The sequence below is a fragment of the Sphingomonas piscis genome, assembly GCF_011300455.1.
GTDB classification, from domain to species: Bacteria; Pseudomonadota; Alphaproteobacteria; order Sphingomonadales; family Sphingomonadaceae; genus Sphingomicrobium; species Sphingomicrobium piscis.
In genome coordinates this window covers 2,592,932-2,619,455 of the sequence record NZ_CP049869.1, presented here as the reverse complement: position 1 = coordinate 2,619,455, position 26,524 = coordinate 2,592,932, and the positions used below count along the sequence as shown (strand labels likewise).

The following is a 26,524-nucleotide window of genomic DNA, read 5'->3' as shown; positions in this document are numbered from 1 at the left end:
CTACCGTGCGCACGTCCGTCATGCCGTGCCTCCACCGGGCCGGCGGCGATTGGCGCCCCCTTTCGGCTTGGGATCGGGCGTGTCGCTGGGCTTGCTCACTTCACTCTGCGCCTTGGCTTCGTTCGATTTGGACGCTTCGGCATCCGCTTCCTTGGCGCCCTTACGCGCGCGTTCCTCATTGTCACCCGCGTAGGGCGGCTCGCGCTTTCCGGCGTCCTTTGCCGGTGCGGCGACAACCTTGGGCGCTTCGCCGCTCGCGGGCGCGGGCGAGGCGGCGCCGGCAGCCTGCGGCTCGGCCTTCTCGTCGCCGGGCAGCCGGTATTCCGGGCCTTCCCACGGCGTCAGGAAATCGAAGGTACGGAAGTCTTGCGGCAAGGAAACAGGCTCGTAGACGACGCGCTTCTCCGCCTCCGAATAGCGCATCTCGGTATGGCCAGTCAGTGGGAAGTCCTTGCGCAGCGGAAAGCCCTCGAAGCCATAGTCGGTGAGGATCCGGCGGAGGTCGGCATTGCCGGCGAAGGTGACGCCGTAAAGATCGAATACCTCGCGCTCGAGCCAGCCCGCCACCGGCCACAGCGAGGTGATGCTCGGCACCGGCGTGACCTCGTCGGTCAGCACCTTGACGCGAACGCGGCGGTTCTGAGTGAGCGAGAGGAGATGATAGTTGACCTCGAAGCGCTCCGCGCGCTCCGGATAGTCGACCCCGGCGATCTCCATCAGCTGCTGATATTCGAGGCCTGGCGTGTCGCGAAGGGTGCGGCAGACCTCAACCACTGCATCACGGGCGACGGTCAGTGTCACTTCGCCGACATGATCCTTCACGTCCAGCACCGACGCGCCAAGCGCCGCCTTCGCAGCCTCGATCACGCCCTCGTTGGAGGCGGTCTGGGGAACCTGCGGAGCAAGCATCAGCGCTGGATCGTCCCTTCGCGGCGGATCTTCCGCTGAAGCTGGAGAATTCCGTAGAGCAAGGCTTCGGCCGTCGGCGGGCAGCCCGGCACGTAGATGTCGACCGGCACGATGCGGTCGCAGCCGCGCACCACCGAGTAGCTGTAATGGTAATAACCGCCGCCATTGGCGCAGCTGCCCATCGAGATGACGTACTTGGGGTCCGACATCTGGTCGTAAACTCGGCGCAGCGCCGGCGCCATCTTGTTACAGAGAGTGCCGGCGACGATCATCACGTCCGACTGGCGTGGGGACGCGCGCGGGGCGACGCCGAACCGTTCGAGGTCGTAGCGCGGCATATTGACGTGGATCATCTCCACCGCACAGCAGGCCAGGCCGAAGGTCATCCACCACAACGAGCCGGTGCGGGCCCAGGTGAACAGGTCTTCCGCGGAGGCGACCAGGAAGCCCTTTTCATCGAGCTCTCGCCGCATCTCCTCAAACTTGGTCATGTCGACGCCGCCGGCCTCCAGGCCTGCAGCGCGCGCCAATTCTGCCTCGGTCGGAAGCCGGGTTTCGTCCGGGCGAAGGGTTACTCCCACTCCAGGGCTCCCTTCTTCCACGCATAGGCCAAACCAAGGCCAAGCTCGGCAAGGAACACCATCATGCCCGTCCAGCCGGCCCAGCCCGTGCTGTCGAGCGACACCGCCCACGGGAACAGGAAGGCGGCTTCAAGGTCAAAGACGATGAACAGGATGGCGACAAGGTAGAAGCGGACGTCGAATTGCGCCCGGCTGTCCTCGAACGCGGGGAAGCCGCACTCATATTCGCTGAGCTTTTCCGGGTTCGGCTGATGCGCGCCGGTGAAGCGGCTGACGATCATCGGCAGCACCACGAATGCCGTCGACAGGCCGAGCGCGACCAGCAGGAACAACAGGATCGGCAGATATCCGAAGGCGACGCTGGCCAAGGAGAACTCCAACAAGCTTGCTCGGGGACCCGAGATTTGGCCGCGCTTTAGGCCAGCCGCTTCCCTCCCGCAACTGCCGAGGGTGGCAATTCGGAACGGATTTTAGGCCTAACGCAACGCTCCGGCGATGAGCTTCTGCAGGCGGCTGTGAATGCCGGCGGCGGCAGCGATATATTCGCCTTTCTCATAGGCACGGTCGGCGCCCTTGTAGTCGGTGACAAAGCCGCCGGCTTCGCGCACCAAGATCAGGCCGGCAGCAGCGTCCCACGGCGCCAGTTCCTTTTCCCAGAAGCCGTCGAAGCGGCCGGCAGCGACCCAGGCGAGGTCGAGCGCGGCGGAACCGAAGCGGCGGATGCCGGAGACCTCCGGACCGACGGCTTCGTAGATCTTGCTCCACTCCTCGGAGTCGCCGCGGCCGAGGAAGGGAATTCCGGTGCCGATCACCGCCTCGCTCATGTCGCGGCGCGACGAGACGCGCAGGCGGCGGTCATGGAGCCAGGCGCCCCTGCCCTTTTCCGCCCAGAAGGTCTCATCGGTCAGCGGCTGGTAGACCAGGCCGTGGCTGATCTGACGGGTGCCGTTGGGTGCCCGCTCTTCGACAGCGATCGAGATCGAAAAGTGCGGAATGCCGTGCAGGAAGTTGGTCGTGCCGTCGAGCGGGTCGACGATCCAGCGAGGCTTGTCTGGATTGCCCTCCACCTCGCCGCCTTCCTCCAGCAGCAGGCCCCAGTCTGGGCGTGCATTGCGGAGTTCCTCCACGATCGTCTGCTCGGCCGCCTTGTCGGCGATCGACACGAAGTCGCCGGGCCCTTTACGGCTGACCTGCAGCTGCTCGACCTCGCCGAAGTCGCGGCGAAGGCGCGGCGCGGCCTTGCGGGCGGCGCGGGTCATGACGGTGATCAGGCCGGAATGGGCAACCATGGCTTCCTTCTCCCCTCCCCGCCCTGCGGGAGGGGCAGGGGGAGGGATTGTTCTCAAGCAGGAGGAACAGGCCCTCCCCTTAATCCCCTCCCGCCGGCGGGAGGGGAAGCGATCAGTCCGCGCGGCGGACGTAGGTCTGTTCGTAAACGTCGACGACGATGCGGGTTCCGCTGCTGATGTGCGGCGGCACCATGACGCGCACGCCATTGTCGAGGATGGCGGGCTTGTAGCTGGACGAGGCGGTCTGCCCCTTCACTACCGCGTCGGCTTCGACGATCGTCGCTTCGATCTGGTCGGGGAGCTGGACGGAGATCGGACGCTCCTCGTGAAGCTCCATCACCACGTCCATGCCGTCCTGAAGAAAGGCCGCGGCGTCGCCGAGCAGATCGGCGGGCAAGCTGATCTGCTCGTAAGTTTCCTTGTCCATGAAGGTCAGCATGTCGCCGTCCGCGAACAGGAACTGGAAGTCCTTGGTGTCGAGGCGGATGCGCTCCACCGTCTCGGCCGAGCGAAAGCGCACGTTGTTCTTGCGGCCATCGATAAGGTTTTTGAGCTCCACCTGCATATAGGCGCCGCCCTTGCCGGGCTGGGTGTGCTGAATCTTCACGGCACGCCAGATGCCGCCTTCATATTCGATGATGTTGCCGGGACGAATGTCCACGCCGCTGATCTTCATTGTAGATCGCCTATATGCTGATAGTGGAAAGAGCCGGCGCGCGCTCTAGCCGCTCGCCTTCTTTCCGGCAAGCAGCGGGTACGGGTTGATGGGCGTGCCATCGTACCACTTCTCGCCGGGCTGCATGCGGTTGATCGCGAAGTGCAGGTGCGGGCCGGATGGGCTGGCGTTGCCGGTATGACCCACGCGTCCGACCATTTGGCCGCGCCTAACCTGCTGGCCTTCGGCAAGGCCAGGCGCATAGCTCAGCAGGTGGGCATAATAATATGTCCAGCGCTGATCGGGCGAACGGACATAGACGGTCGTTCCCCCGCCCCCGTCCGAGAAAAAGAGCTTCTCGACCGTGCCGTCGGCCGCTGCAATCACCGGCGTGCCTTCCGCAGCCATGATGTCGATTGCGTCGTGGACCCTGGCCCCGCCCGCACGCGCCTGCGTGAAGGTGTCGGTAAGTTGGCCGGCTTCGATGCCCTGAACCGGGATCGCCAGGCCCGCCGGCCCAACCTCCACGCTCTCCGCAACCGCCACATCTGGGCTGCCCTTAGGATTGACCACGGCAACATCGCCCTTGCGCGCGACCTTGCCGTTCGGCTCAGACGAGAGCGGTGATGCGATGTTGTACGCGGTAACCCAGAATATGCTGGTGAGAACGGCCGTGACGACTGCCGTAACGACAATGGTCAGGCCGGTCCGCATCAGGCCTTGAACACCGCCGTGAACCCTGGCTTCAGCATTCTGGAAAGCCGAACGACGTCCCAGTTGGTCAGGCGCAGGCAGCCATGGCTTTCCGTCTTGCTCACCGTTTGGGGTTCAGGCGTGCCGTGAATGCCGTAATGCTCCTTCGTCAGGTCGAGCCAGGCTACCCCGACCGGGCCGTTGGGTCCAGCGGGCAGCTTTTGATCGGCCTTGTCGTCGCTGACATCCCAGAACAAGTCCGGCTGATAATTGAACGGCGGCAGGAAAGAATAGGTCGTCGCTTTCCAATTGCCGAGCGGAAGCGGATCATGGCTGGATCCGGTGGTCACCGGAAATTGCGCAACCAGCTTGCCGGACATCTTGCCGCCTTTACCCGAGGCGGCATTGGCATCGCCCTGGTAGACCCTCAGGACGCCGTCGCTCTTATCGACGACGATGAAGTTCCCCTGCGGCTGGTTGCCGTCGATGTTGAGTAGGTTCAGCAGTTGCGCCTGCTTGCCATCCGCTCCGCCATAGTCGCGGGACGCCGGCACCACGTTTGGCAGCTTGAGGGTGGCGCCCACCCCGATCTTCGCCTCCGGTCCGTTCAGTGCAACGATGGTCGCTGGAGTGGTGTGGTAACGCTCCGCGAGCTTCTCCAACATGTTGCGATAGCCCATGAAGGGCAACTTGGCCTGCTCCTCGGGCTTGCTCGGAAACGGATAGATGAAGCGCCCCTGCACATCGTCCGGCGTGAGCTTCACCTGCACGACGGCGGGCCGGTTGGCTTGGAGCAATGCCTGGATTGTCGGTTTGTCGAGTTCGCCGGAACGTTTGAGACCCCTTGCCTCCTGGAAACCGTGCAGGGCTTGCTTCAGCGCACTGCCGCTGCGACCATCGATGACCCCGGACGAAAAACCGGCAGTGTCCAGAAGCACCTGCGCATGCAAGAGCCTGTTGTCGACGCTCGAGGCGTTTCCTGCGGCTGCACCCTTAGAGCCGCCGGCAGCGGGCTGTGCAGCGGCCTGTTTGTCGGACTGAGCGAAAGCAAGGGCAGCGCTCGCGGCGGCAATCGCGCCAGCGCTCCAACGCAAGGTTTTCCGGGGCACGCAACTCTCCTGGGCTTAGAACTGTTTCGGGTGCAACGATGGAACCGCCTGGAGTTTCCGTGCCGCCCGTCAGTGGCATTCATGTCGGCTGTTCAGGCTGGGTGTATCGGCACTGGAAGGAAGGCTTCTACCCGCCCGGATTGCCGCAGAAGCGTTGGTTCGAACATTATGCGGACGAATTCGGCACCGTCGAGATCAACGCCAGCTTCTATCGCCTGCCCCTTCCCTCAACCTTCGACGGTTGGCGGGAAAAAGCGCCTCCTGGCTTCCGCTATGCCGTTAAAGCAAACCGCTTCATCACCCATTTGAAGAAGCTTGCCGGTTGCGAAAGCCAGGTGGACGAGTTCATCGACCTAGTACGAAGGCTCGGGCCAGCGCTCGGCCCGATCCTCTACCAGCTCCCGCCAAGCCTTCACAAAGACCTGCCGCGGCTCGACGGCTTCCTTCGACGCTTGCCCACCGACCTGGAGCATGTCGTCGAGTTCCGGCACGCCAGTTGGTACGACGAAGAGGTGCTGGCGCTGCTCGAGAGCCGCGGAGCCGGCTTCGTCGCCCATGACCTCAAAGATCTGGTGTCGCCTCGCTGGGCGAGCGGCCGCACCGCATACGTCCGCTTTCATGGCACCGGCGGCAAATATTGGGGTCGCTACAGCGAGGAGCAGATGGCGGATTGGGCTGCGTGGCTGCGGGAGCAGCGCGCTCGGGGGCGCTCAGCCTGGGCTTACTTCAACAACGACATCCACCTGCATGCGATCGAGGACGCGCGCACGCTGGCAAGACTTTTAGCCGCAACCAGTTGAGTGGCCGGGCTTTGTGCTCCCATGCCTTTGACTGCCATCCTTTTCGACATCGACGGTACGCTCGTCGATAGCAACGAACAGCATATCAGTGCCTGGGAAGACGCGTTCCGCGATGCTGGTCATCGGTTCAACCGCGACGCGATCCATGCTCAGGTGGGCAAAGGCGGCGACAATCTGGTTCCGACCTTGCTCCCCGGGATTTCGGCTGGTGAGGTGAAACAGCTCGGCGAGGCGGAAGGGGAAGCGTTCAAGAAACGCTATCGCGCGCAGGTGAAGCCGTTTCGGGACGCCAAGGCGCTGATCGAACGGGTTCGGTCCGACGGCAAAGCGGTCGTGCTGGCCTCCTCCGCCTCACGGGAGGAGCTGGATTACTGGGTCGAGTTGCTTGGAGTCGGCGACCTGGTGACCGCCACAACCAGCAGAGACGATGTCGCTCATTCCAAGCCCTGCCCCGACATCTTCGAGGCGGCGCTGGAAAAGGTCGGCTCGGCTCCCGAAGCTGCGATCGTCGTTGGCGACAGCCCCTATGATCTGAAGGCTGCGGCGTCGGCAGGCATCCCGAGTATCGCCGTCCGGTCTGGCGGATTTACGGATGACGTCTTGGCGTCGCACGGGCCGCTGGCGATCTACGACGATGTCGGCGCCTTATTGGCCGACTATGCGCAGTCGCCGCTGGCGGACGCTTAGTCTCCGGTTGAGACCTCGTTATTGCTTTCTCCGACGTCCTTCTCGCCGAGACGGCCCTTGCCGTAATAGCCTTGCTCGGACTGGCCGCCCTGGAAGCCGCCGCCTTCCTTCCCCTCATGCGGGTTGGGGTAAGCGCCGCCGCCGGATTCGCCGACGTTGGGCAGGCCACCCGATTGCTCGTCGCGGCGGGAGGCGAGTTCGCCATTCTCGTCCGGCTCGCGGCGTTCGCTGCCAGAACCGTCAACGGGCATCGTCACTTTGTCTTCGGCCATGTCTTCTCTCCTTGGCGAAGAGAACCAACGGCAATGCCGACCCGTTCCTAAAAGCCCATCACCTGCTGGAAGCGCTTAACCGCCGCACCCGGATCGTCCTGCCCCCAGACGGCTTGGCAAACGGAGATGAAGTCCGCGCCAGCATCCAGCAAAGGTTGTGCATTGTCGGGTGTGATGCCGCCGATGGCAACGCAGGGAATCTCGAACAGCGACGACCACCAGCTAAGAATCCCTGGATGCGGCCGATAGTTACTCGGCTTTGTTGTTGTGGGATAGAAAGCGCCGAAGGCGACATAGTCGGCCCCTGCCTCACCCGCTTCCATCGCGAAATGACGGCTGTCGTGGCAAGTCTTGCCGATCTGCGCAGAAGGGCCGAGCACCTCGCGGGCCTCCCTGACCTCACCATCCTTTTGCCCCAGGTGGACACCATCCGCACCGAGGCGCTTGGCCAAGCTGACGCTGTCGTTGACGATGAAGGCAGTGTCATGATCGGCGCAGATGCGCTGAAGTGGCTCGGCCAGGCGGGCGCGTTCGTGGCTGTCGACATTCTTGATCCGGAGCTGAAACGCCGAAACCGGTGCTGCCGACAGCGCGGACCTTAGCCGGTCGGGAAACGCACCACCTACCTCCTGAGGGGAGATGAGGTACAACTGCGCTGGCGCCGTCCGCTGGGGCGGCGACCAGATGGTCGGGTCGAAGTCGTCTTCAGGCTCGTCGCTCATGCCGGCTCTTTGGCGGTCGATGCGCGGTGAATCTGGTCGATCGCGGCGCCGAGCGTGGAATTGAACTCCTCGTCATTCTGCTGCTGACGAAGATCAGAAAGAAGCGCGCGGCTGAAGCTGGCGATCATGCCCGGGTTCTTCGCCAATTCGGCACAAGCGTCCGCCCGGCTGTACCCGCCCGACAGCGCGACGACGCGGAGCACGCGCGGGTGGTCGATCAGCGGCTGGAACAGCCCCGGCGTCGCCGGCAGCGACAGCTTCAGCATGACCGGCGCACCGTTGGGGTCGTCGTTCAGCGCGATCAGCAGTTCGTCGAGCAGCAGCCGGTCGGCCGCGTCGCGCTCCGGGCTCCTGATGTTCACTTCGGGCTCAATGATCGGAACCAGCCCCGCCTCGCAGACCTGCTGCGCGACATCAAACTGCTGGGTGACGGTTGCCGCGATCCCGTCGGGGTTGGCAAGGTTGATCACCGACCGTTCCTTGGTGCCGAATACGCCAAGGCTCTTGGCGCGCTCCAGCAGGGAGTAGAGGTCCTCGATCGGCTTCATGCGCTGAACGCCGTCCTCTTCCGGCTCCAGGCCTTTGTCGATCTTGATGAAGGGCACGATTCCGCGCTCGATCAACGCTTGCGGGGTCGGCTTGCCCTCGACCAGGCCATTCATGGTCCGCTCGAACAGGATGGCGCCGATGACCTTTCCGCTGCCGAAGCAGGGCGAGGTGATGATCCGCTCCCGCATGCGGTGGATAAGGTCGAACATCTCCTCGTCCGAGGACCAGCTGCCTTCCGTAATGCCGTAACCAGTAAGCGCCTTCGGCGTCGATCCTCCGGACTGGTCGAGCGCCGCGATGAACCCCTGCCCGTCGGCGATCCGCGCACGCATTTGTTCGAACTGCATTCAAAGCCCCTGCTTTGTTGATCCTAGCGGATAAGCGCAGCAACACCCGGAAGGGTCCGTCCTTCCATCCACTCCAGGAAGGCGCCGCCCGCGGTGGAGACGAAGCTGAAGTCGGCTGCCACCCCCGCATGGTTCAGCGCCGCAACTGTATCGCCGCCGCCCGCGACAGAGACCAGCCCGCCATCCTTGGTCAGCGCCGCCGCAATTTGCGCCAACGCCACGGTGGCAGCGTCGAACGGCGAGGTTTCAAAGGCGCCGAGCGGGCCATTCCACACCAGGGTACGGCAGGTCTTCAGCACGTCGCCGAGCGCTTCGACTGCGGCTGGACCGACATCGAGGATCATCTCGTCCGCGCCCACCTCGTGCACGTTGCAGGTGCGCATTGAGGATGGGTTGGCGGCAAATTCCTTGGCAACCACCACATCGTAAGGAAGGTGGATGGTGCAATTCGCCTGCTCCGCGCGCGTGAAAATGCTTTCCGCCTCGCCGGTGAGGTCATGCTCACACAGCGACTTGCCGACGTTGACGCCTCGTGCGGCGAGGAAAGTATTGGCCATGCCGCCGCCGATGATCAGATGGTCGACCTTGCCGACCAGGTGGCCGAGGACGGCGAGCTTGGAGGAGACCTTGGCACCGCCGACCACTGCGGCGACCGGGCGTTCGGGGTCGCCGAGCGCCTTTTCCAGCGCCCTCAACTCTGCTTCCATGGCGCGGCCCGCGAAGCTCGGCAGGAGGTGTGCGACTCCTTCAGTCGAGCTGTGGGCGCGGTGAGCAGCGGAGAAGGCGTCATTGACATAATAGTCGCCGAGCGCGGCCATTGCCTTGGTCAGCTCCGGGTCGTTCTTCTCTTCCCCGAGATGGAAGCGCGTATTTTCCAAAATCCCGATGTTGCCCGGCAACATGGTCGTCACTGCCCGTTCCGCTTCCGGTCCCTGGCAATCCTCGATGAACCGTACGGAGCGGCCGGTCAGGCGGTGTAGCGGCATTACGAGCTGAGCCGTGGACATGTCGGGGCGGACTTGACCCTTTGGACGCCCGAAATGCGAGAGCAGCAGAACCACGGCACCGCGGTCCGACAGCTCGGCAATGGTCGGCACTGCGGCACGAAGCCGAGTGTCGTCGGTCACCCGCGCGCCGTCCATCGGGACGTTAAGGTCGACGCGCACGAGGACGCGCTTGCCGGAGAGGTCCTCCGGCAAGTCATCAAGCGTCTTGAACTGCGCCATTCTTAGCTGAGCTTGGCCATCGCGCAGGCCGTGTCGACCATGCGGTTGGAGAAGCCCCATTCATTGTCGTACCAGCTGACGACCCGGACCAGCTTGCCTTCCAGCACCGCCGTCTCGAGGCCGTCGACAGTCGACGACGCGGGCGTGTGAACGATGTCGGCAGAGACCAAAGGATCCTCGGTGTAGACTAGCACGCCCTTCAGCGGGCCGCTCTCCGCCGCCTTGCGCAGGATCTCATTCACTTCCTCGCGCGTCGTATCGCGCTTGGGGGTGAAGGTCAGGTCGACCAGGCTTCCGTCCGGTACTGGCACGCGCACCGACGATCCGTCGAGCTTGCCCTTGAGCTCGGGAAGAACCTCGCCGACCGCCCGGGCTGCGCCGGTGGTGGTCGGGATGATCGACATGGCCGCGGCGCGCGCACGGCGGATATCCTTGTGGATCTGGTCGAGGATCTTCTGGTCGTTGGTATAGGCGTGGATGGTGGTCATCAGTCCGCGTTCGATGCCGACCGTGTCGTTCATCACCTTGGCAACCGGGGCCAGGCAGTTGGTGGTGCAGGATGCGTTGGAAACGATGGTGTGCCCCGCCTCCAGCTTGTCATGGTTGACGCCGAAGACGACGGTGAGGTCGACATTCTTGCCCGGCGCCGAGATCAGCACTTTTTTGGCCCCCGCATCGATGTGCTTCTGGGCAGACGCACGGTCGGTGAAAAAGCCGGTGCATTCCAGCACCAGCTCGATGCCCTGATCGCGGTGGGGCAGATTGGCCGGGTCCTTCTCGGCCGTCACCTTGATGCGCTTGCCGTCGACGACGATGTCGTTGCCGTCCGCCTTCACCTCGCCCGGGTACTTCCCGTGGACGCTGTCACGCGAGAAAAGCCAGGCGTTGCTTTCGGCGTCGGCAAGGTCGTTGACCGAAACGAGCTCCAGCCCGCAGTCGGGGCGCTCAAGGATCGCGCGGGCGACCAGTCGGCCGATGCGGCCGAAGCCGTTGATTGCTACTTTCGTCATGATTGGAGCGCCTCCATGATCTTGGGTGCGATGGCCTCGGGCGTGAGGCCGAAATAGTTGAACAGGTCCTCGGCCTTGCCCGACGCGCCGAAGCGGTCGATGCCGAGGCGCAGGCCGTTCACCATCGTGTAACGGTCCCAGCCGAAGGTGCTTCCGGCCTCGATCGACACGCGCAGGATCTGCTCGGGCCCGGCCGGCGGAAGGACGCTGTCGCGATAGGACTGATCCTGCGCCTCGAAACGTTCCCAGCAGGGCATGGAGACAACATCGGCACCGACGCCCTCACCTTCAAGGCGCTCGGCGACGTCGAGGGCGAGTTCGACTTCGGAGCCGGTAGCGATCAGGATTGCCTTGCGCTTGCCGCCCGCCTTGCGGAGGACGTAGGCGCCGCGATGGCTGAGGTTGTCGTCGGCGGCTTCCGAGCGGACCGCGCGCAGGTTTTGGCGGGACAGCGCAAGGACGCTCGGCCCTTCATGCTCCAGCGCCGAGGCCCAGCTTTCCGCCGTCTCCACCGCGTCGGCGGGACGATAGACGTTGAGGTTGGGGATCGACCGCAGGCTGGCGAGGTGCTCGACCGGTTGGTGTGTCGGTCCGTCTTCGCCGAGGCCGATGCTGTCGTGGGTGAAAACGAAGATGACCCGGGCGCCCTGCAGCGCAGCGAGACGAACCGCAGGGCGGGCATAATCGGCGAAGACCAGGAAGGTGCCGCCGTAGGGCACAACGCCGCCATGCAGCGCCATGCCGTTCATCGCCGCGCCCATGCCGAACTCGCGGATGCCGTAGTGAAGATAGCGGCCACTGTAATTCTCGGCGGTCAGTGACTGCAGGCCCTTGGTCAGCGTGTTGTTCGACGGGGTAAGGTCCGCAGAGCCGCCGATGGTCCACGGCGTTGCGGCATTGATCGCCTCCAGCGCCATTTCCGATGCCTTGCGGGTCGCCACCTTGGGCGCATTGGCCACGAGCGCGTCGACGTGCGGCTTCAGCCAATCGGACGGAACATTGCCCTGCACACGGGCGAGGAACTCGTCCTTTTTGCCACTGCTTTCCAGGCGGCGGTACCATTCGGCCCGGTCGGTTGCGCACCGCTGACCCTCGGCGAGCCACGCCTTGCGCACGTCGTCAGGCACGGTGAATTCCTTGGGCTCGAGTCCCAGTTCCTTGCGGGCAGCCTCAACCTCATCCTTGCCGAGCGCAGCGCCGTGCACCGAATGCGTGCCCTGCTTGTTGGGCGCACCATAACCGATGATGGTCTTGCACCGGATGAGGCTTGGGCGCGGGTCCGCAATAGCCTTCTCAATCGCCTGGGCGACCTTGCCCGCATCCATTCCGTCGCATTCGACCGTGTGCCATCCGCACGCCGCGTGGCGGGCGACCACATCCTCGTTGCGCGACAGGTCGGTGGAGCCGTCGATGGTGATCTTGTTGTCGTCCCAAAGCACGATCAGGCGGCCGAGGCGGAGGTTACCGGCAATACCGACCGCCTCATGGTTGATGCCTTCCATCAGGCAGCCATCGCCCGCGATCACAAAGGTGCGGTGATCGACCAGATCGTCGCCATACACCGCGTTGAGGTGCCGTTCCGCAATGGCCATTCCGACACCCATGGCGAGACCTTGGCCCAAGGGCCCGGTGGTGCACTCCACGCCTGGAAGCTCGAAATTTTCCGGGTGGCCGGCGCAGGGGCTGTGCAACTGGCGGAAGTTCTTGATGTCGTCCAGCGTCGGCTTCTCGTATCCCGTCAGGTACAGCAACGCATAGACCAGCATCGACCCATGGCCGGCCGACAGCACGAAGCGGTCGCGGTCGGGCCATTTCGGATCGGCCGGGTCATACTTCAGATGGCGGGTGAACAAGGCGGTCGCCGCGTCGGCCATGCCCATCGGCATCCCGGATGCCCGCTGTTTGCGGCTTCAACTCCATCCATTGCCAGTGCGCGGATCGCATTGGCCAGTCGGCGTTGGGTCGGCTGCACGTCGTCTCGCTCCGTCGATGGGATTGGTCCGGACTCACCGGACCGACAGGAAGGCCCCTTTGGGGGGTGAGCCGTTGAGCGTCAATGCTTGCGAGCCCGGGTCATCTTGCGTAGTCGCTTCTGCCATGACCGACGGGGGCATCTCGATCGCACTGGACCGAGCCGACCGGGCGCTGGATCGCATCGAGCGCGCCCTTGCCGCGCGTCCGCAGGATAAAGGCGCCGAGGAACTCCGCGCCAAAGTCCGGGAAGTGGTCGCCGAGCTGGACGAACTCATCAGGGCAGCCGGCTGATGGCGGATGTCGACCTGAACATCGCTGGCCGAAGCTACCGCATCGCGTGCCGAGACGGCGAGGAAGCCAACCTGCGCACCGCTGCGGCGATGGTGGATCAGAAGAGCCGTGAAGCGTTGGCGGGGCTCGGGACCTTGTCGGAAGCGCGGCAACTGCTGTTCGCGTCCCTTCTTCTAGCCGACCAGCTTATCGACAAGAAGTCCGCCCAGCCGCCCTCCCCGACCGATGAGCTCGCCGCTGCGGCCAATGCCTTGGCAAGCCGGTTGGAACGGCTTGCGGAGACCCTTGAGCGAGACGCGTCCAGTTCCTAAATAGGCCATGACGAGTACTGCCCGGTACGTGGCTTCGCAAAATCCCTGAGGCTATTCTTCATCCTAGGGAGCTGTCCCTGCCCGGACCCTGGTCCGGATCATATGGTTCCCACCTGACGTTTGTGGCGTCAGAGGATTTCCGGCAAACGGCCATGGTGGTCTCGTCACTTCCCTTCCCCGTCGACAAGGATCGGCTTCGCCGCGACGCGATGGAGCGCCGCAAGGAGTTCGTTCGCACGTTGGACGATCCCGAGCGGACTCGCCTTGAACGCCGCCTTGCCTTTCACCTCACCTCGGTGCTCGCCAATGCGCGTGTGGTCGCGGGCTACGCGGCCCTTGGCAGCGAGATCAGCCCGGTCTGGGCAATGGAGGAGGCACGGGCCGTGGGCGCAGTCGCTGCCTATCCCGCTTTCCATAACCCTACCGAGCCGTTCCGCTTTCTTGGTGCCGACCCCAATTCAGTGGGCTTGTTCGGAATCAATCAGCCGCCGTTGCATGCGGCAGAAGTCACGCCGGACGTTGTTCTCGTGCCACTCGTGGCGATCGACCCCGCCGGCACGCGCCTGGGGCGCGGCAAAGGTCACTATGATCGAGTGCTCACCCCTCTGAAGCGCAATGGCGCGCACCTGATCGGCGTGGGTTGGTCGTTTCAGATGATCGAGGAAATCCCGCCCGACCCGTGGGACGTTCCCCTGGATGCTTTTGCAAGCCCCGACGGCTTGATTAGGTTCGTTAAACGCTAACCTCACACGGCATTTACCTCCGTTTAACCCAGATCGATTAATCCGCTTCGGGTGGATCTCTATCCAGTGGACAAGTGGGGGCCAGAATGAACTTCAACCGTTTCAGTGCGGCGCTTCTTGCAAGTGCCAGTCTTTTCTCGTCGGGGGCCGCGCAGGCCGCGACTCAAGGCAATCTTGCCGCGACGTCGCAAGGCACCGTCCAGATCAGTGCATCGGTGGCGACGCGCGTGCAGATCACCGGGCTGAGCGACGTGACCTTCAGCAGCGTCGATCCGGGCACTGCAGCGTCGAACAACCAGAACGTCTGCGTGTGGAGCAACACCGCAACCAGGGGCTACAACATCACGGCGACCGGCAACGGCGCGTCCAGTGCTTTTACCCTGGCGAGTGCTTCGCTTCCTGTCGTGCCTTATTCCGTCGAATGGGCGGGCAGCAGCGGCCAGACCTCGGGTACCGCACTCACAAAGAGCACCGCACTGACCGGTCTTACCTCAACGGCGACCCGCGCGGGCTGCGCGTCGGGCCCGACCTCCAGCGCCAGCCTGATCGTGAAAATGGCGACTGCCGACCTGCAGAGCATGACGGCAGGCGCCAGCTACACCGGCACGCTGACACTCGTCGTCGCGCCAGAATAAGGACGTGCCGGCATGGTGGCCATCCCAACAGATGGCGCCAATTCGATCGACCGGGACTTCGGAGCTCGGCTGAGCTCACGGGGCCGCGGCCGTTGGATGGTGCGCCTCTCGGCGTTGCTTGCAACGGTAGCGGCCCTGTGCCCGGCTCCGGCCTACGCTCAGAAAGCGAAGATCGACGATCTCACCGATCTCAGCTTCGGGACTATCACCAACCTGACAAGCGACGCCCGGATGAGCGAGAGCATTTGCGTGTTCAGCCAGACGGACAATTATAACGTCCGTGCCACTGGCTCGGGCACAGGCGGTCTGTTCACCCTCAGCAACGGCGCGGCAACGCTCGCCTACGAAGTCCAGTGGAGCGCATCTTCCGGCCAAACGACCGGTACCATACTGTCGCCGAACAATGCGCTAACCGGTCAAACGAGCACCGCCAATAATCAGAACTGCAATCAGGGACCAACGGCAAGCCTGATCGTCGTCCTTCGTTCCGCCGCGCTTTCGAGCGCCACCGCCGGATCCTACACGGGCACACTGACGCTGGTCGTCGCCCCGGAATAATGATGCGCGGCACGACATCTCGGCTGCAACGGGCCTCGTGGGGTCTCGCTTGTTTACCATGTTTTGTCATGGGGATGGCGGCGCATGCAAACAACTCGTCGCAACAACCGGCAACCTTTGCAGTCGCAATGGAGGCCCCGTCCGGATTCGCGAACCTGGATGAACCGCGACCGGTGCTCGCCGACCTCTATTTCGGTGGCAAGAAGGTCGGCGACGTCGAACTGACCGTCCGGCCGGGCAAGGTTCGGTTCGATGATCCTGAGCAAGCCATATCATTGCTTCCAGGCATTCTCGACCCGCAGCAACTGTTGGCAGAGCTTGCGCGAGAATTGCCCGCCAACGCTGCCCTCATCTGCTCACCAATGAAAACGGACGAGTGTGGGCGCCTTTCCCCTGCGGTGGCCGGCATCATCTTCGACGAGGAACGTTTTCGGATCGACCTGTTCGTCAATCCTGGCCTTCTCGCACCCACGTCGCTGGTGCCCCAAGATTATCTGGAAGCGCCGTCCAAAGCTCCCTCAATGGTGAGTTCGGTCGGTCTCACCCTCTCCGGTTCGGGAGGGCGGACCAATTACAATATCCAGAACCGCACCCTGCTGGCGGCCGGCAACGCTAGAGTCCGCTCCGACAGTTCCTATGCGCGCGGCTACGGCTTGGTCGTCGACAATCTGGTCGCCGAGGTCGATGCGCGTAATCTTCGCTACTCGGCAGGAATGTTCTGGGCGCCAGGGATCGATCTCGTGGGGCAACCGCGTATCGTGGGTGCCGGAGTTGCGACGCAGTTCGACACACGGACGGACAAGGATCTGCTGGAAGGAACGCCGCTCTACTTGTTTCTCGACCGCGCAACCCGGGTCGACATCCTGGTCGACGGGCGCCTGCTCGACAGCCGCGCCTATGAAGCGGGCAACAACCTCATCGACACGACCGCGCTTCCGACCGGCGCCTACGCGCTGGTGCTGCGGATCCACGATACGGGCGGCCGGACACGGGAAGAGCGCCGCTTTTTCGCCCGCAACGCTCAGGTCGCTCCGCAAGGCAAGCCGATGCTGTTCGCTTATGCCGGGATGCTCGCCAACACGCGCCGTCATCGCCCGGTAAGCCCGTCCGGCACCTTTTACTACCAAGCGGGTGGAGCTTACCGGCTAAGCGCCGGCTTCGCGGTTGATGCTGCAGTCGTCGGAACGCAGCGGCGTTCGATGGTGCAGCTAGGCGGATATCACCTTGGCCGGACCGTCCGCATGAGGGCCGCTGCCCTACTCTCGACACGCGGCGACACCGGTGCCCTGATCCAGGCCAGCTCGACTGGCAGTGGGCCGTTGAGCCTCAACGTCGATCTCCGCCGGATTTCCAGCAAGGACAATAGACCGTTGATCCCCGTCCCCGCCTACGCCGACGGCTTCAGCGACGGGGTGCTGGATCGCACCCGGCTGGGAAGCGGCACCTACACGCAGGCGAGCGGAAGCATCGGGTACCGGATCGGCCAAGGCTATGTCGGCGTCACCGGCGCTTACCGCCACGATCGGGGCCGCCGGAGCGACTATTCGGTGGGCCCGAGCATCACCTTGCCCGTGGTGCAGCGCAGCGGGCTCCAGTTGGCGTTCCAGGCGGACGCCCAGCGTAGCCGGAGCAGCACCGCGGCCTATGTCGGCTTTCGCTTGAACGCCTTTGCGCATGGACGATCCCTCATCGGCAACGCCGGCTATGCCTCTCGCCGCCAGGATGGAGAGCGCGCCCAGCGGATGGTCGGAACGATTGCCGGCGAACTCTATCATCAGGCGGCGGACCGGAGCGAGTGGAACGCGACGGCAGCAGCCGAACGAACGGTCGAGGACACCAATGTTCGTGCCGGAGGTTCCCTCTACAGCCGCTTTGGCGTCTCCAAGGGGGATGTCCTTCATCGCTTTGGCGACACGGCGGGAACGCAATATGGCGTCAACATCCAGGCCGGGTTGGCACTGTCCGGGACCGGCGCGGCATTTGGTGGACGCGAGCTGATGCAAAGCGCGCTGATCGCCTCGGTCGCGGGCGATGCCAAAGATGCCGAGTTCGACCTGCTGATCAACAACATGCCCAAGGGGCGCCTGAGGGCCGGCCAGCAACTGCCCGTCTACTTGCCGGCTTATCGGCGGTACGACGTCCGCCTGCGGCCCGTGAGCGGCGCCAATGCAAGCTTCGACACGCAGGAACGATCGGTAACCCTGTTCCCCGGCACCGTCGCGGCGCTGCGCTGGTCCGTCGAAGAAATGGTAACGGTGTTCGGAAAGGTCGTGGATCAATCCGGCGCGCCCATCGCCGACGCCCGGGTCGAGACCCGGCACGGCATCGGCGAGAGCGACTCCGCCGGCTTTTTCCAGGTCGATCTGGCCAAGGGCGACGAGCTTTTGTTCACCCGTTCCGGCGGCGAGCGCTGCCGGGTCACTCCTTCGAACCTGCAACCCAAGGCCGGCTATGCCGCGCTCGGTAAGGTGATGTGCTGATGAAACGCTTATTCTTCTCCGCTCTCCTTTCTTCTGTCCTCACGCCATCCACGGCGCGGGCCGAGATCGTCGTCAGTCAACTGGTCGTGGAGCTGCAGCCGGGAAAGGTTGCGCGTCAGGATGTCGAGATATGGAACAACGACAAGGACCGTGCCTATGTAGCGATCGAACCGCACCGGATCGTCGATGCCGGACAACCGACCGAGCGTAGGGTCGAGGACCCCGATCCGGAAAAGCTGGGCTTACTCGTATCGCCCGCCCGTATGGTTTTGGAGCCGGGGCAGCATAAATTGCTACGGTTTGCGGACATCGTTCCACCGTCCGACCGCGAGCGAGTGTACCGGGTGACGATCAAGCCGGTGGTCGGCGACATAACGGCCAACCAGTCGGGGCTGAAGGTCCTAATCGGGTATGACGCGCTGGTGATGGTTCGCCCGGCGGTTGCGATCGAGAAGGTGACCGCCGAGCGTAGCGGGCCAAGGATCAACTGGCGCAACGAGGGCAACGTCAGTGCGGAGCTATCCGAAGGCCGGCAATGCTCTTCCGCTGGTCAAGGGTGCGTCGACCTGCCCGGAAAGAGGCTCTACCCCGGCGCAAGCTGGAGCGTCGAGCTGAAGAATGATGGCCCGGTTGAGTATGTGGTCCGGTCGCCAGGCGGGATCAGTAAAAGGAAGCTTTGAACCAGACGACTCCGAAGTGGACCCAAGTCCAAGGAGCTGAATACCGTCGCATCCGTAGCCAGTGGCACTTTTCTGGTGCAACCGGGTTGGATGCTGATGGTTACGCGCCTCTTAGCCATGATCTTCGTCGGCGTGATGCCCGCAACGGCGTCGGCGGAGGCGCGGCCGGGCGAGACGTCGAGTGCCACCATCACCATCCGCGCCAGCGTCGGCGTTCGGCTGACCGTTGAGCGTGCCGGGAACGACGCGGACCATGCACGCTGGTGCGTCCACTCCAACAGTCCCCTGCAGGCCTTCAGCGTGGCTCTTCAGAACGCAGACCGCGCGGAGTGGCGGGAATCCGACGCGTCACAAGCGGCAGTGCTGCGCCCGGGCGCGCCGCTCACCTTTCAGTCAGCGGCACGGCCGGGATGCGCTTCTGGTGAAGCTGCCGAGGTGTCGGTGAAACCCGCCGACGGAGCCCAGCCACCCTTGCTGATCGTCGCGCCGCTCTAGGCCGAACGGCGACGCTGCCTGCTTGGACGCCGGCTCCCGTTTGGACGCGCGGTGGGTTGGCGCGACAGGTTCTGGCGCTGACCGTGCCGCGGCGGGTTCTTGGCTGGGGCAGGAGCGGACACGACCCGGGACGCCTCCGACACGAAATTATCCGGAAGCGGCGCGATCGCGATCTTCTGCCTGGTCAGCTTTTCGATGTCCTTGAGGTACGGACGCTCGTCCTCGGCGCAGTACGCGATCGCGATGCCGTCGGCACCCGCGCGCGCCGTGCGGCCGATGCGGTGGACATATTGCTCCGGCACGTTTGGCAGCTCGAAGTTGATGACATGGCTGACGCCCGGAATGTCGATCCCGCGGGCGGCGATATCAGTGGCGACGAGCACGCGGATTTCGCAGGCGCGGAAGGCGGCCAACGCCGCTTCGCGCTGGGGCTGGCTCTTGTTGCCGTGAATGGCGACCGCCTGGATCCCGTTGGCGCCAAGTGCCCGAACCACCTTGTCGGCGCCACGCTTGGTTCGGGTGAAAATCAGCACGCGATCCATGTTGCCACGCTCGGAAAAGCCCGTGCGGAGCATCATCGTCAAAAGCGCCTGCTTCTCACCGTTCTGCAAGAAGCTGACATATTGATCGACGCGCTCCGCGGTTGTGGCTTCCGGAGCGACCTTGACCTCTTGCGGCTTGGTCAGGAACCGCTCGGCGATCTTGCGGATGGCCGGCGGCATGGTGGCCGAGAAGAACAAAGTCTGGCGCTGCGCCGGCACCATCTTGGCAATGCTGTTCAGTGCGTGGATGAAGCCCAGGTCCAGCATCTGGTCGGCCTCGTCTAGGACTAGGATTTCCACCTCGCGCAGCGACAGGAAGCGCTGATCGACCAGATCGAGCAAGCGCCCCGGCGTCGCGACGAGAATGTCGACGCCACGCTCCAGCGCCTTGCGCTGCTTGCCAATTGGAACGCCGCCAAACGCGGTCGTCGCCGACAAGTTGGAAAAGCGGCTGTAAGCTCGCGCACTCTCCGCGATCTGTGACGCAAGCTCGCGGGTCGGCGCAAGCACCAGCATCCGGCAGGTCGCCGGCCGCGGAACGCGGCGCTTCTCGACCAGCGCATCGATCGACGGCAGCATGAATGCCGCAGTCTTGCCGGTGCCGGTCTGGGCGATGCCCAGCAGGTCGTGACCACCTAGGACGATCGGGATCGCCTGCAGCTGGATTGGCGTGGCTTCCGTGTAATTCTTGGACGCAAGCGCACGAAGAACGGGCTGAGAAAGCCCGAGGTATTGAAATGACATTGATAAACTCACTCATGAGCGATGCCGCCAGCATCAACATGCCGGCGTCACAGCGGGGTCTGAACAACCCGCGTGAAAAGGGAGGCTCTTGGAAAATCGTTCGACGCGGAGCTGCGGCTAAAGGCCGGTTCACGCCACCTTTGGGCGTCGAGCAGGAGCGATATGGTCCAAGAGCAACTGTAAGTCAATGAACCAGTGCTTCCCCGGGTGTCTGTCCGGCGCTTCAGGTGCAAAGAACGCAATCACGATGAACCGCTTAATCCATTGAATTTGCGCGCCTACGCGGCATATTGTGCAGTGCAGCAAACACAGGCTGTAGCAGTTCTGGAGTTTGCACCGATGCGAAACCTCAACGACACCGTGGCTCGACTTACCCGCATGAAGCGGCTTGGCGGCCTCCAGGGCACCGATGTGCCGCATCATTTGTCGCGGCTTCCGAAGTTCGGCTCCAACCCGGGCAATCTAAGGGCGTGGGAGTATGTCCCGGCTGATCTTCCCAGTGGGGCGCCGCTCGTTGTAGTCCTTCATGGCTGCACGCAGACCGCAGGCGCCTATGACGAAAGCGCCGGATGGTCGCGGCTGGCGGACCGCTTCGGCTTTGCGCTTCTTTATCCTGAGCAGAAGCAGGCCAATAATCCGAACCTATGCTTCAACTGGTTCCTTCAGGGAGACGCCACGAGGGGTCATGGCGAAGCCCTATCCATTCGCAACATGGTCGAGACCATGATCGCCCGGCACCGCCTGGATTCAGCCCGCATCTATGTGACCGGGCTGTCGGCCGGCGGCGCCATGGCGGCCGTCGTGCTCGCGACCTACCCGGACCTGTTCGCGGCCGGCGCGGTGATCGCGGGCCTGCCCTACGGCGTTGCGACCAACGTTCCCCAAGCCTTCGACCTGATGCGCGGTCACGACCTTCCGAGCGGCGATAAGCTATCCGCAATCGCCCGTGCCGCCGGCGGCAACGCGGCCCCGGTGCCGCGACTCTCCGTGTGGCACGGGACTGCCGACCACACGGTGGCCCCGGCGAACGCCGACGCCTTGATCGAACAATGGAAAGGGTTGCATCATCTGGCCGGCCCTGGAGAGACCAAGACTATCGGCAGCCATCGGCGCCGACGCTGGCGCGATGCCGATGGTCGGCTTGTCATCGAGGAGTATCTCATCGGTGGCCTTGGTCACGGGACGCCCTTGGATCCATCGGATGCTAGCCTTTCAGAGCGGTCTGGCCCGCACATGCTCGATGCCGGAATTTCCTCGACATATCTGATCAGCGAGTTCTGGGGCATTGTGCCGAAGCGCCGCAAGGCCGATCGTTCCTCGCATGCACCGACAACGCCCTCGCCCGACGCCGATCATCAAAGGAACGACCTGGGCGACTTCATCGAAGGAACGATCGAGGGTGCGCTGAGAACTGCCGGGCTGATCCGATGATGCGGTTGGCGGATATTCCCAACCTGTTCGCATGATCCGCTAACGTTGTCGCCCGCTGCCCAAGGGCACCTGCAAGAAAAAACCTTTGATTGCAGTGCATTAGCAAATTGGCACGACGCTTGCTTAATCCTTTGCATCGAACTCGGGCCGGTTGGCCGCACCTAAAAGGGAATAACAGATGCAAAGCCAGAACCTCATTCTCCGCAACGACACCGTTCTGGGCGTCTGCGAGGCGATTGGCCGTGATTTCGGCTTCCATCCCAACTGGCTCCGCCTCGCGCTTTCCGGCGGATTCTTCTTCAACCCCGTCGGGGTTGCGGCAATCTACCTTGCATTGGGCGTTCCGGTTGCAGTGTCGCGCTGGATCTATCCGGTGCGTTCCTCGCAAGATTTGAACAGCCTCGCTCCGCGCGCTCCGGAAGCTCCTGAAGCGCCGCAGGCTCCTTCGGCTCCCTTGCCGCCGGTCGCGCCAGAAGCTCTGGAGGTCCAGGTTCCCCTAGCGGCCTAGGTTGATTCCGCCCCGCGCTCCGGCATTTACCTATCTGACCAAGAGCCTAAGACGGCATAAACCTCGTCTTTACGGTCACGCTTTAGAAAGTGACGGCAGTGAATGCCGGCACGAAACGGAAGCGAGGGACAGGGAATGGCGCTAAACCGGTCAGCAGACCGTCCGCAACTCAGCATTGCGGAGGCCCAGCTTGCCCGTGTGCACAATGACGGCTGCGCGCGTCACCCGCACCTATCCTTCCTCTTGGAAGCGTCGGGCCCCAACCTGGCGCGCGATCTGTCCGATGCCGTCCATCTGATGTGCAGCCTTCACGGCCGTCATCCCGGCATGTTCGACCTGGCGCTGCAACGCGAGTCTGCCGGCCCGCTGCAATCCTGGCTGGGCCGTGCCGCCGACGCTTTCGAGCGGGAGCGCAACTATCTGGTGCGGCTGACTGCTTCGGTCGGGCCGGTTCCAAGCACCCCAGGCGCCGCCGAAACGGAAAGCAGCATGGCCGGGCAGCGGCGGGCGTTGGAGACGCTGGCGATGTCGGAGCGGCCGGGCTGCGCGCTTGGAGCAGCGACCGCAATGGTCGGCGACTGGTGGCCGATCCGTCGCTTGCTCGACCGGGCTGCGGCACGTGCCGGGGTCGATTGTCCGCCGCCGTCCATGCCCGACGAAGGGTCGGTGCGCCAAGTCATTGCCGATTGCATCGACACGGCTGCAGCGCAGCGAGCCGTTAGCTTCGGGGCCGAGCAGCTGCTTTTGCAGCATCGCGCCTTGTTCGACCTGCTTGAAGCGCGCGCCAGTGCCCGCGGCGACTTCTAGCTCTTATCAGTAGAGGCGATAACGGCGGCTCTCGTCCGCCCAGGCCTCCTCATCGGCCGATGCCGCCTGCTCCAGGTCCCCAGCGACGGATGTGATGTCGTCCACCCACTCGCGCAGCAGCGGTGAGCCGTTGATCACGTCGATCGCCAGCTTTCCGAACTCATATTCGTACGGGAAATCGCGCCACAAAGAATAGTTGGGGCACAGGTTACGGATGGCCTTGAAGGCTGCCGTCTGCAGGCGCCAGGGCTTGAACGTCTGATGGTCGTACCAGCCACCTTCCGCATGGATATGCAATCCTGCACATAGTTGCCCAACATGCTTGTGGAAGGTGGGTTCGAAATGGACCTCGCGAAGCTTGCAGCCTTCCAGCCATTGCGGGGCGATGCGGCCCATTTCCTTCAGTACCGCGTGAGGATCAATGTCGGGAGCGCCGAACAGTTCGAGCGGCCGGGTGGTGCCCCTGCCTTCGCTCAGCGTCGTGCCCTCCAGCATGACCGTGCCTGCGTAGGCGCGTGCCATGTTGAGATTGGCGGCGTTCGGGCTTGGATTGATCCACACACGATTCTCGGGCCAGCCGAAGCCGGGCCCGTGCTCGGGTGTCCAACCCTGCATCTCGATGACCCGATAGTCGACGTCGAGCCGGAAGTGATCGACGAACCAGCGGCCGAGCTCGCCCAGGGTGAGGCCGTGCCTCATGGGGATCGGTCCGGCGCCGACGAAGCTTTCCCAGCCCTCGTGAAGGGTGAAACCCTCGATTGGCCGTCCTGCCGGATTGGGTCGGTCTAGCACCCACACGCCCTTGCCATGCACGGCTGCCGCTTCAAGGATGTAGAGCAGGGTCGTGATGAAGGTGTAGATGCGGCAGCCGAGGTCCTGCAGATCGATGAGGATGACGTCGAACGTCTCCATCGACTCCCCGGTTGGTCGGCGGACCTCGCCGTAGAGGCTGAATACCGGAATGTTGTGCAGCGGGTCGGTGAAATCCTCGGACTCCACCATATTGTCTTGCTTGTCGCCCCGAAGCCCGTGTTGCGGGCCGAACGCTGCGCTGAGGTTCACGCCCGCTGCCGCGAGCGCGTCCAGACTATGGGTCAGATCCCGGGTAACCGACGCAGGGTGCGCGAGGAGAGCGACGCGCTTGCCCTCCAGGGGACGGCGAAGTTCCGGCTCGGCAAGCAGCCGGTCGATTCCGAACAGGGTCATGTCGGCTGTCTAGGCGAGCCGCGCCATGAAGCAACCGGGGTTGTGGAAGTCCGGCTGAGGCGATGGATGCGCCAGCGCCCAATAGGACTTGGTGCCGTCCCCTTCTTCGAGCACGACGGAAAGGCCCAATTCCCAGTTGATGTCGGCATTGAGGGTGATGGTGGCCCCCAACGCCCACCAGGTGAGATTGTCCTCCACCCGGATGTACGGGGGATTATCGACCTCGGCATTGGTCATTCCAGTGCGATAGCCGGAGAAGGCGTAGGACGCCCACTTGGCTGAAGGGGCGAAGTTCCATTCCGCATACGCGTCCTCGCCAAGCGGCCGGACAAATGCTTCGCAGCACGTGGTGCGCCACAACTCGTCGGCTCGCTCGGGCTCGCCTGGCTCTGCGATCAGGAAGCGGCTCGCAGGCGCTCCGATACCGAACCAGATGTTAGTGGTCGCCACAGCCGCCAGAGAGGCGGCATGGTCGACGCTTGCCCAGACCTTGAATGGTGCACCGGAAGGCGGCGTGGCGGGATGCGGGATCAGGTTGAGCTGCAGCATTGGACCACCACTCCGGACGGTTGAGGGAATGACTTGCGGCGTCTAATCGCCTTGGCCGACATGACTTACACTTCTTCGCTTCTACGCCTGCTCGACGAGCGCGGCTATATTCACCAGGTGACCGATCCGGCGGCGCTCGACGCCCTTGCAGGCAAGGAAATCGTCACCGGTTATATCGGCTTTGACCCGACGGCGCCGAGCCTCCATGTCGGCAGCCTGGTGCAGATCATGCTGCTTCGCCGGCTTCAGCAATCCGGGCACAAGCCGATCGTTTTGATGGGCGGCGGCACGGGCAAGATCGGCGATCCGAGCTTCAAGGACGAGGCCCGCAAGCTTACCAACGACGATACGATCAAGGCCAATGTCACCTCAATCAAGCGGGTGTTCAGCCGCTTCCTGACCTTCGGCGACGGGCCGACCGACGCAATCATGCTCGACAATGCAGAATGGCTCGATCGACTCGAATATATCCCATTCCTCCGGGACATCGGCCAGCATTTCTCCGTCAACCGGATGCTGAGCTTTGACAGCGTCAAGCTGCGCCTCGACCGCGAGCAGTCGCTGAGCTTTCTCGAGTTCAACTATATGATCCTCCAGGCCTATGACTTCTTGGAGCTTTCCCGCCGCGCAAACTGCCGGCTGCAGATGGGCGGGTCGGATCAGTGGGGCAACATCATCAACGGCGTCGAGCTGTCGCGCCGGGTGGACGGGACTGAGGTCTACGGCGTCACCACGCCGCTGATCACCACCGCGGACGGCGGCAAGATGGGCAAGACGATGAATGGCGCCGTCTGGCTGAACGAGGACCAGCTGCCCGCCTACGATTACTGGCAGTTCTGGCGGAACACGGCGGACGCCGATGTGGGCCGCTTTCTGCGGCTGTTCACCGATCTGCCGCTGAACGAGGTAGCTCGGTTGGAGGCGCTGCAAGGGGCCGAGATCAACAGCGCCAAGGTCGTGCTTGCAACCGAGGCGACGGCGATGCTCCATGGTCGCGATGCGGCGCAAGCGGCGCAGGAAACGGCGCGCACGACGTTTGAGCAGGGCGGCGCAGGTGAGGATTTGCCGAGCGTGGCGCTAAGCGAAGGGATGACCGTCGTTCAGGCTCTGACGGCGCTGGGCTTTGCAGGCTCGAACAAGGAAGCGCGGCGCAAGGTCGATGAAGGGGCGGTGCGTTTCAACGATGAGGTCGTCACCGACCCTGCGAGAACGATGGGCGAAGGCAAGATCAGCCTCGGCCGCAAGAAACACGGCCTGCTGACCCGCTAACTTCGGCGAACCAGCAACACACCCGCGACGACCAGGACGGCACCCGCCACCCGGCCGAAATTGATCGGCGCCCTCGCGAGCCCGAGCGCGCCATAATGATCGAGCAACAGCGCCATGGTGATCTGCCCGGCGATCGCGATGGTCAGCAGGGCGGCGAGGCCGATCTTGGGCGCGGCGAAGGCGGCGGCCGCAACATAGACCGCGCCGTATAGTCCGCCGAACCAGGCATAGGTCGGCAGCCCCGCAAAGGAGGTCGGCGCCGGGCGAGTGCCACTGCCCAGCCAGACGGCCAGCAGCGCTGCCGTGCCCACCGCGAAGGACACGAGCGCGGCAAGCACCGGCGATCCGCCAGCCTTGGCGATCATCGAATTCGTCGGCGCCTGGACGGCGACCAGGCCACCCGCAACGAACATCAGCACGATGGGGAAAAACGTGGCGAGCGGCATGATCAA

General features: G+C 63.8%; 30 protein-coding genes, 1 other RNA gene and 1 pseudogene. 15 read left to right on the top strand and 17 right to left on the bottom strand.

Annotated elements, in window-relative coordinates:
- Positions 1 to 18: 18 nt before the first annotated feature.
- The 7 genes from G7077_RS13335 to G7077_RS13305 all read right to left on the bottom strand — a co-directional run bounded on the left by G7077_RS13335 (position 19) and on the right by G7077_RS13305 (position 5,236).
- On the bottom strand, positions 19 to 909 hold the full coding sequence (locus G7077_RS13335) for an NADH-quinone oxidoreductase subunit C (RefSeq protein WP_166412129.1): 891 nt from the start codon (positions 907 to 909) through the stop codon (positions 19 to 21).
- Complete coding sequence (locus G7077_RS13330; RefSeq protein ID WP_425505286.1) at positions 909 to 1,490, bottom strand: NuoB/complex I 20 kDa subunit family protein; 582 nt, start codon at positions 1,488 to 1,490, stop codon at positions 909 to 911. The genes G7077_RS13335 and G7077_RS13330 overlap by 1 nt, the downstream gene beginning before the upstream one ends.
- Positions 1,481 to 1,858 carry an NADH-quinone oxidoreductase subunit A gene (ndhC, locus tag G7077_RS13325; RefSeq protein ID WP_166412128.1) on the bottom strand — a complete coding sequence of 126 codons (378 nt, stop codon included), beginning with the start codon at positions 1,856 to 1,858 and terminating at the stop codon, positions 1,481 to 1,483. Before ndhC ends, G7077_RS13330 begins: the two co-directional genes overlap by 10 nt.
- 108 nt (positions 1,859 to 1,966) lie before the next feature.
- The gene (locus tag G7077_RS13320; RefSeq protein WP_166412127.1) at positions 1,967 to 2,779 is read right to left on the bottom strand and encodes an inositol monophosphatase family protein; all 813 of its coding nucleotides are present in this window, start codon (positions 2,777 to 2,779) and stop codon (positions 1,967 to 1,969) included.
- Between the two features lie 112 nt (positions 2,780 to 2,891).
- Positions 2,892 to 3,455, bottom strand: coding sequence for an elongation factor P (gene efp / locus G7077_RS13315; RefSeq protein ID WP_166412126.1), 564 nt, complete (start codon positions 3,453 to 3,455; stop codon positions 2,892 to 2,894).
- Between the two features lie 45 nt (positions 3,456 to 3,500).
- Positions 3,501 to 4,148 carry a M23 family metallopeptidase gene (locus G7077_RS13310; RefSeq protein ID WP_166412125.1) on the bottom strand — a complete coding sequence of 216 codons (648 nt, stop codon included), beginning with the start codon at positions 4,146 to 4,148 and terminating at the stop codon, positions 3,501 to 3,503.
- Positions 4,148 to 5,236, bottom strand: coding sequence for a L,D-transpeptidase family protein (locus G7077_RS13305; protein ID WP_166412124.1), 1,089 nt, complete (start codon positions 5,234 to 5,236; stop codon positions 4,148 to 4,150). The genes G7077_RS13310 and G7077_RS13305 overlap by 1 nt, the downstream gene beginning before the upstream one ends.
- 59 nt (positions 5,237 to 5,295) lie before the next feature.
- Here G7077_RS13305 and G7077_RS13300 point away from each other — a divergent pair, with 59 nt between their 5' ends.
- Complete coding sequence (locus G7077_RS13300; protein ID WP_246167226.1) at positions 5,296 to 6,036, top strand: DUF72 domain-containing protein; 741 nt, start codon at positions 5,296 to 5,298, stop codon at positions 6,034 to 6,036.
- 21 nt (positions 6,037 to 6,057) lie between these two features.
- The gene (locus tag G7077_RS13295; RefSeq protein ID WP_166412122.1) at positions 6,058 to 6,723 is read left to right on the top strand and encodes an HAD family hydrolase; all 666 of its coding nucleotides are present in this window, start codon (positions 6,058 to 6,060) and stop codon (positions 6,721 to 6,723) included.
- Here G7077_RS13295 and G7077_RS13290 read toward each other — a convergent pair.
- From G7077_RS13290 to tkt, 6 genes and pseudogenes are all read right to left on the bottom strand, one after another.
- Positions 6,720 to 6,995, bottom strand: coding sequence for a hypothetical protein (locus G7077_RS13290; protein WP_166412121.1), 276 nt, complete (start codon positions 6,993 to 6,995; stop codon positions 6,720 to 6,722). The two genes, G7077_RS13295 and G7077_RS13290, sit on opposite strands and share 4 nt — an antisense overlap.
- 47 nt (positions 6,996 to 7,042) lie before the next feature.
- Complete coding sequence (gene thiE / locus G7077_RS13285) at positions 7,043 to 7,717, bottom strand: thiamine phosphate synthase (RefSeq protein WP_166412120.1); 675 nt, start codon at positions 7,715 to 7,717, stop codon at positions 7,043 to 7,045.
- Positions 7,714 to 8,613: a fructose bisphosphate aldolase gene (locus tag G7077_RS13280; RefSeq protein WP_166412119.1), complete on the bottom strand. Its 900-nt coding sequence runs from the start codon at positions 8,611 to 8,613 to the stop codon at positions 7,714 to 7,716. Before G7077_RS13280 ends, thiE begins: the two co-directional genes overlap by 4 nt.
- Positions 8,614 to 8,636: 23 nt before the next feature.
- Positions 8,637 to 9,839, bottom strand: coding sequence for a phosphoglycerate kinase (locus tag G7077_RS13275; protein WP_166412118.1), 1,203 nt, complete (start codon positions 9,837 to 9,839; stop codon positions 8,637 to 8,639).
- Between the two features lie 2 nt (positions 9,840 to 9,841).
- The gene (gene gap, locus G7077_RS13270) at positions 9,842 to 10,852 is read right to left on the bottom strand and encodes a type I glyceraldehyde-3-phosphate dehydrogenase (protein ID WP_166412497.1); all 1,011 of its coding nucleotides are present in this window, start codon (positions 10,850 to 10,852) and stop codon (positions 9,842 to 9,844) included.
- Positions 10,846 to 12,821, bottom strand: a pseudogene (gene tkt / locus G7077_RS13265) (transketolase). Before tkt ends, gap begins: the two are co-directional and overlap by 7 nt.
- Positions 12,822 to 12,946: 125 nt before the next feature.
- Here tkt and G7077_RS13255 point away from each other — a divergent pair.
- The 9 genes from G7077_RS13255 (at position 12,947) to G7077_RS13215 (ending at position 19,016) form a co-directional block, all read left to right on the top strand.
- Positions 12,947 to 13,114: a hypothetical protein gene (locus G7077_RS13255; protein ID WP_166412115.1), complete on the top strand. Its 168-nt coding sequence runs from the start codon at positions 12,947 to 12,949 to the stop codon at positions 13,112 to 13,114.
- Positions 13,114 to 13,425, top strand: coding sequence for a cell division protein ZapA (locus G7077_RS13250; protein ID WP_166412114.1), 312 nt, complete (start codon positions 13,114 to 13,116; stop codon positions 13,423 to 13,425). Before G7077_RS13255 ends, G7077_RS13250 begins: the two co-directional genes overlap by 1 nt.
- An 11-nt stretch (positions 13,426 to 13,436) precedes the next feature.
- Positions 13,437 to 13,590, top strand: a non-coding RNA gene (gene ssrS, locus G7077_RS13245) — 6S RNA.
- Positions 13,578 to 14,168 carry a 5-formyltetrahydrofolate cyclo-ligase gene (locus G7077_RS13240; protein WP_166412113.1) on the top strand — a complete coding sequence of 197 codons (591 nt, stop codon included), beginning with the start codon at positions 13,578 to 13,580 and terminating at the stop codon, positions 14,166 to 14,168. The genes ssrS and G7077_RS13240 overlap by 13 nt, the downstream gene beginning before the upstream one ends.
- A gap of 86 nt (positions 14,169 to 14,254) precedes the next feature.
- A complete protein-coding gene (locus G7077_RS13235) occupies positions 14,255 to 14,803 on the top strand; it encodes a hypothetical protein (RefSeq protein WP_166412112.1) in 549 nt (182 codons plus the stop codon).
- A gap of 12 nt (positions 14,804 to 14,815) precedes the next feature.
- A complete protein-coding gene (locus G7077_RS13230) occupies positions 14,816 to 15,361 on the top strand; it encodes a hypothetical protein (RefSeq protein WP_166412111.1) in 546 nt (181 codons plus the stop codon).
- A 128-nt stretch (positions 15,362 to 15,489) separates the two neighbouring features.
- Positions 15,490 to 17,841 carry a CS1-pili formation C-terminal domain-containing protein gene (locus tag G7077_RS13225; protein WP_166412110.1) on the top strand — a complete coding sequence of 784 codons (2,352 nt, stop codon included), beginning with the start codon at positions 15,490 to 15,492 and terminating at the stop codon, positions 17,839 to 17,841.
- Entirely contained in the window at positions 17,841 to 18,521 is a 681-nt protein-coding gene (locus G7077_RS13220) for a fimbrial biogenesis chaperone (RefSeq protein WP_166412109.1), read from the top strand. The genes G7077_RS13225 and G7077_RS13220 overlap by 1 nt, the downstream gene beginning before the upstream one ends.
- 96 nt (positions 18,522 to 18,617) lie before the next feature.
- The gene (locus G7077_RS13215) at positions 18,618 to 19,016 is read left to right on the top strand and encodes a hypothetical protein (protein ID WP_166412108.1); all 399 of its coding nucleotides are present in this window, start codon (positions 18,618 to 18,620) and stop codon (positions 19,014 to 19,016) included.
- Here G7077_RS13215 and G7077_RS13210 read toward each other — a convergent pair.
- A complete protein-coding gene (locus tag G7077_RS13210) occupies positions 19,013 to 20,302 on the bottom strand; it encodes a DEAD/DEAH box helicase (RefSeq protein WP_166412107.1) in 1,290 nt (429 codons plus the stop codon). The two genes, G7077_RS13215 and G7077_RS13210, sit on opposite strands and share 4 nt — an antisense overlap.
- Before the next feature lie 339 nt (positions 20,303 to 20,641).
- Between G7077_RS13210 and G7077_RS13205 the strand changes: the two genes are divergently transcribed.
- The 3 genes from G7077_RS13205 to G7077_RS13195 all read left to right on the top strand — a co-directional run bounded on the left by G7077_RS13205 (position 20,642) and on the right by G7077_RS13195 (position 23,048).
- The gene (locus G7077_RS13205) at positions 20,642 to 21,733 is read left to right on the top strand and encodes an extracellular catalytic domain type 1 short-chain-length polyhydroxyalkanoate depolymerase (RefSeq protein ID WP_166412106.1); all 1,092 of its coding nucleotides are present in this window, start codon (positions 20,642 to 20,644) and stop codon (positions 21,731 to 21,733) included.
- 178 nt (positions 21,734 to 21,911) lie between these two features.
- Entirely contained in the window at positions 21,912 to 22,241 is a 330-nt protein-coding gene (locus G7077_RS13200; protein WP_166412105.1) for a PspC domain-containing protein, read from the top strand.
- Positions 22,242 to 22,343: 102 nt separating this feature from the next.
- A complete protein-coding gene (locus tag G7077_RS13195; protein WP_166412104.1) occupies positions 22,344 to 23,048 on the top strand; it encodes a DUF6975 family protein in 705 nt (234 codons plus the stop codon).
- Between the two features lie 6 nt (positions 23,049 to 23,054).
- Here the strand turns inward: G7077_RS13195 and G7077_RS13190 are convergent, their stop codons facing one another.
- Entirely contained in the window at positions 23,055 to 24,254 is a 1,200-nt protein-coding gene (locus G7077_RS13190; protein WP_166412103.1) for an exo-beta-N-acetylmuramidase NamZ family protein, read from the bottom strand.
- A 9-nt stretch (positions 24,255 to 24,263) separates the two neighbouring features.
- Positions 24,264 to 24,803, bottom strand: coding sequence for a DOMON-like domain-containing protein (locus tag G7077_RS13185; RefSeq protein ID WP_166412102.1), 540 nt, complete (start codon positions 24,801 to 24,803; stop codon positions 24,264 to 24,266).
- A 60-nt stretch (positions 24,804 to 24,863) separates the two neighbouring features.
- On the opposite strand from G7077_RS13185, the gene tyrS reads away from it, so the two are divergent.
- Entirely contained in the window at positions 24,864 to 26,072 is a 1,209-nt protein-coding gene (gene tyrS, locus G7077_RS13180; protein ID WP_166412101.1) for a tyrosine--tRNA ligase, read from the top strand.
- Here the strand turns inward: tyrS and G7077_RS13175 are convergent.
- The gene (locus tag G7077_RS13175; RefSeq protein ID WP_166412100.1) at positions 26,069 to 26,518 is read right to left on the bottom strand and encodes a DMT family transporter; all 450 of its coding nucleotides are present in this window, start codon (positions 26,516 to 26,518) and stop codon (positions 26,069 to 26,071) included. The genes tyrS and G7077_RS13175 overlap by 4 nt on opposite strands.
- Positions 26,519 to 26,524: the final 6 nt, after the last annotated feature.

Excerpts from the sequence above, each read along its gene's own strand:
- G7077_RS13335 (WP_166412129.1), bottom strand. The coding sequence starts at position 909 with ATGCTTGCTCCGCAGGTTCCCCAGACCGCCTCCAACGAGGGCGTGATC.
- G7077_RS13320 (WP_166412127.1), bottom strand. The coding sequence starts at position 2,779 with ATGGTTGCCCATTCCGGCCTGATCACCGTCATGACCCGCGCCGCCCGC.
- efp (WP_166412126.1), bottom strand. The coding sequence starts at position 3,455 with ATGAAGATCAGCGGCGTGGACATTCGTCCCGGCAACATCATCGAATAT.
- G7077_RS13310 (WP_166412125.1), bottom strand. The coding sequence starts at position 4,148 with ATGCGGACCGGCCTGACCATTGTCGTTACGGCAGTCGTCACGGCCGTT.
- G7077_RS13295 (WP_166412122.1), top strand. The coding sequence starts at position 6,058 with ATGCCTTTGACTGCCATCCTTTTCGACATCGACGGTACGCTCGTCGAT.
- G7077_RS13290 (WP_166412121.1), bottom strand. The coding sequence starts at position 6,995 with ATGGCCGAAGACAAAGTGACGATGCCCGTTGACGGTTCTGGCAGCGAA.
- thiE (WP_166412120.1), bottom strand. The coding sequence starts at position 7,717 with ATGAGCGACGAGCCTGAAGACGACTTCGACCCGACCATCTGGTCGCCG.
- G7077_RS13280 (WP_166412119.1), bottom strand. The coding sequence starts at position 8,613 with ATGCAGTTCGAACAAATGCGTGCGCGGATCGCCGACGGGCAGGGGTTC.
- G7077_RS13275 (WP_166412118.1), bottom strand. The coding sequence starts at position 9,839 with ATGGCGCAGTTCAAGACGCTTGATGACTTGCCGGAGGACCTCTCCGGC.
- G7077_RS13255 (WP_166412115.1), top strand. The coding sequence starts at position 12,947 with ATGACCGACGGGGGCATCTCGATCGCACTGGACCGAGCCGACCGGGCG.
- G7077_RS13250 (WP_166412114.1), top strand. The coding sequence starts at position 13,114 with ATGGCGGATGTCGACCTGAACATCGCTGGCCGAAGCTACCGCATCGCG.
- G7077_RS13240 (WP_166412113.1), top strand. The coding sequence starts at position 13,578 with ATGGTGGTCTCGTCACTTCCCTTCCCCGTCGACAAGGATCGGCTTCGC.
- G7077_RS13235 (WP_166412112.1), top strand. The coding sequence starts at position 14,255 with ATGAACTTCAACCGTTTCAGTGCGGCGCTTCTTGCAAGTGCCAGTCTT.
- G7077_RS13230 (WP_166412111.1), top strand. The coding sequence starts at position 14,816 with ATGGTGGCCATCCCAACAGATGGCGCCAATTCGATCGACCGGGACTTC.
- G7077_RS13225 (WP_166412110.1), top strand. The coding sequence starts at position 15,490 with ATGGAGGCCCCGTCCGGATTCGCGAACCTGGATGAACCGCGACCGGTG.
- G7077_RS13220 (WP_166412109.1), top strand. The coding sequence starts at position 17,841 with ATGAAACGCTTATTCTTCTCCGCTCTCCTTTCTTCTGTCCTCACGCCA.
- G7077_RS13215 (WP_166412108.1), top strand. The coding sequence starts at position 18,618 with ATGGTTACGCGCCTCTTAGCCATGATCTTCGTCGGCGTGATGCCCGCA.
- G7077_RS13210 (WP_166412107.1), bottom strand. The coding sequence starts at position 20,302 with ATGTCATTTCAATACCTCGGGCTTTCTCAGCCCGTTCTTCGTGCGCTT.
- G7077_RS13205 (WP_166412106.1), top strand. The coding sequence starts at position 20,642 with ATGCGAAACCTCAACGACACCGTGGCTCGACTTACCCGCATGAAGCGG.
- G7077_RS13200 (WP_166412105.1), top strand. The coding sequence starts at position 21,912 with ATGCAAAGCCAGAACCTCATTCTCCGCAACGACACCGTTCTGGGCGTC.
- G7077_RS13195 (WP_166412104.1), top strand. The coding sequence starts at position 22,344 with ATGCCGGCACGAAACGGAAGCGAGGGACAGGGAATGGCGCTAAACCGG.
- G7077_RS13190 (WP_166412103.1), bottom strand. The coding sequence starts at position 24,254 with ATGACCCTGTTCGGAATCGACCGGCTGCTTGCCGAGCCGGAACTTCGC.
- G7077_RS13185 (WP_166412102.1), bottom strand. The coding sequence starts at position 24,803 with ATGCTGCAGCTCAACCTGATCCCGCATCCCGCCACGCCGCCTTCCGGT.
- tyrS (WP_166412101.1), top strand. The coding sequence starts at position 24,864 with ATGACTTACACTTCTTCGCTTCTACGCCTGCTCGACGAGCGCGGCTAT.
- G7077_RS13175 (WP_166412100.1), bottom strand. The coding sequence starts at position 26,518 with ATGCCGCTCGCCACGTTTTTCCCCATCGTGCTGATGTTCGTTGCGGGT.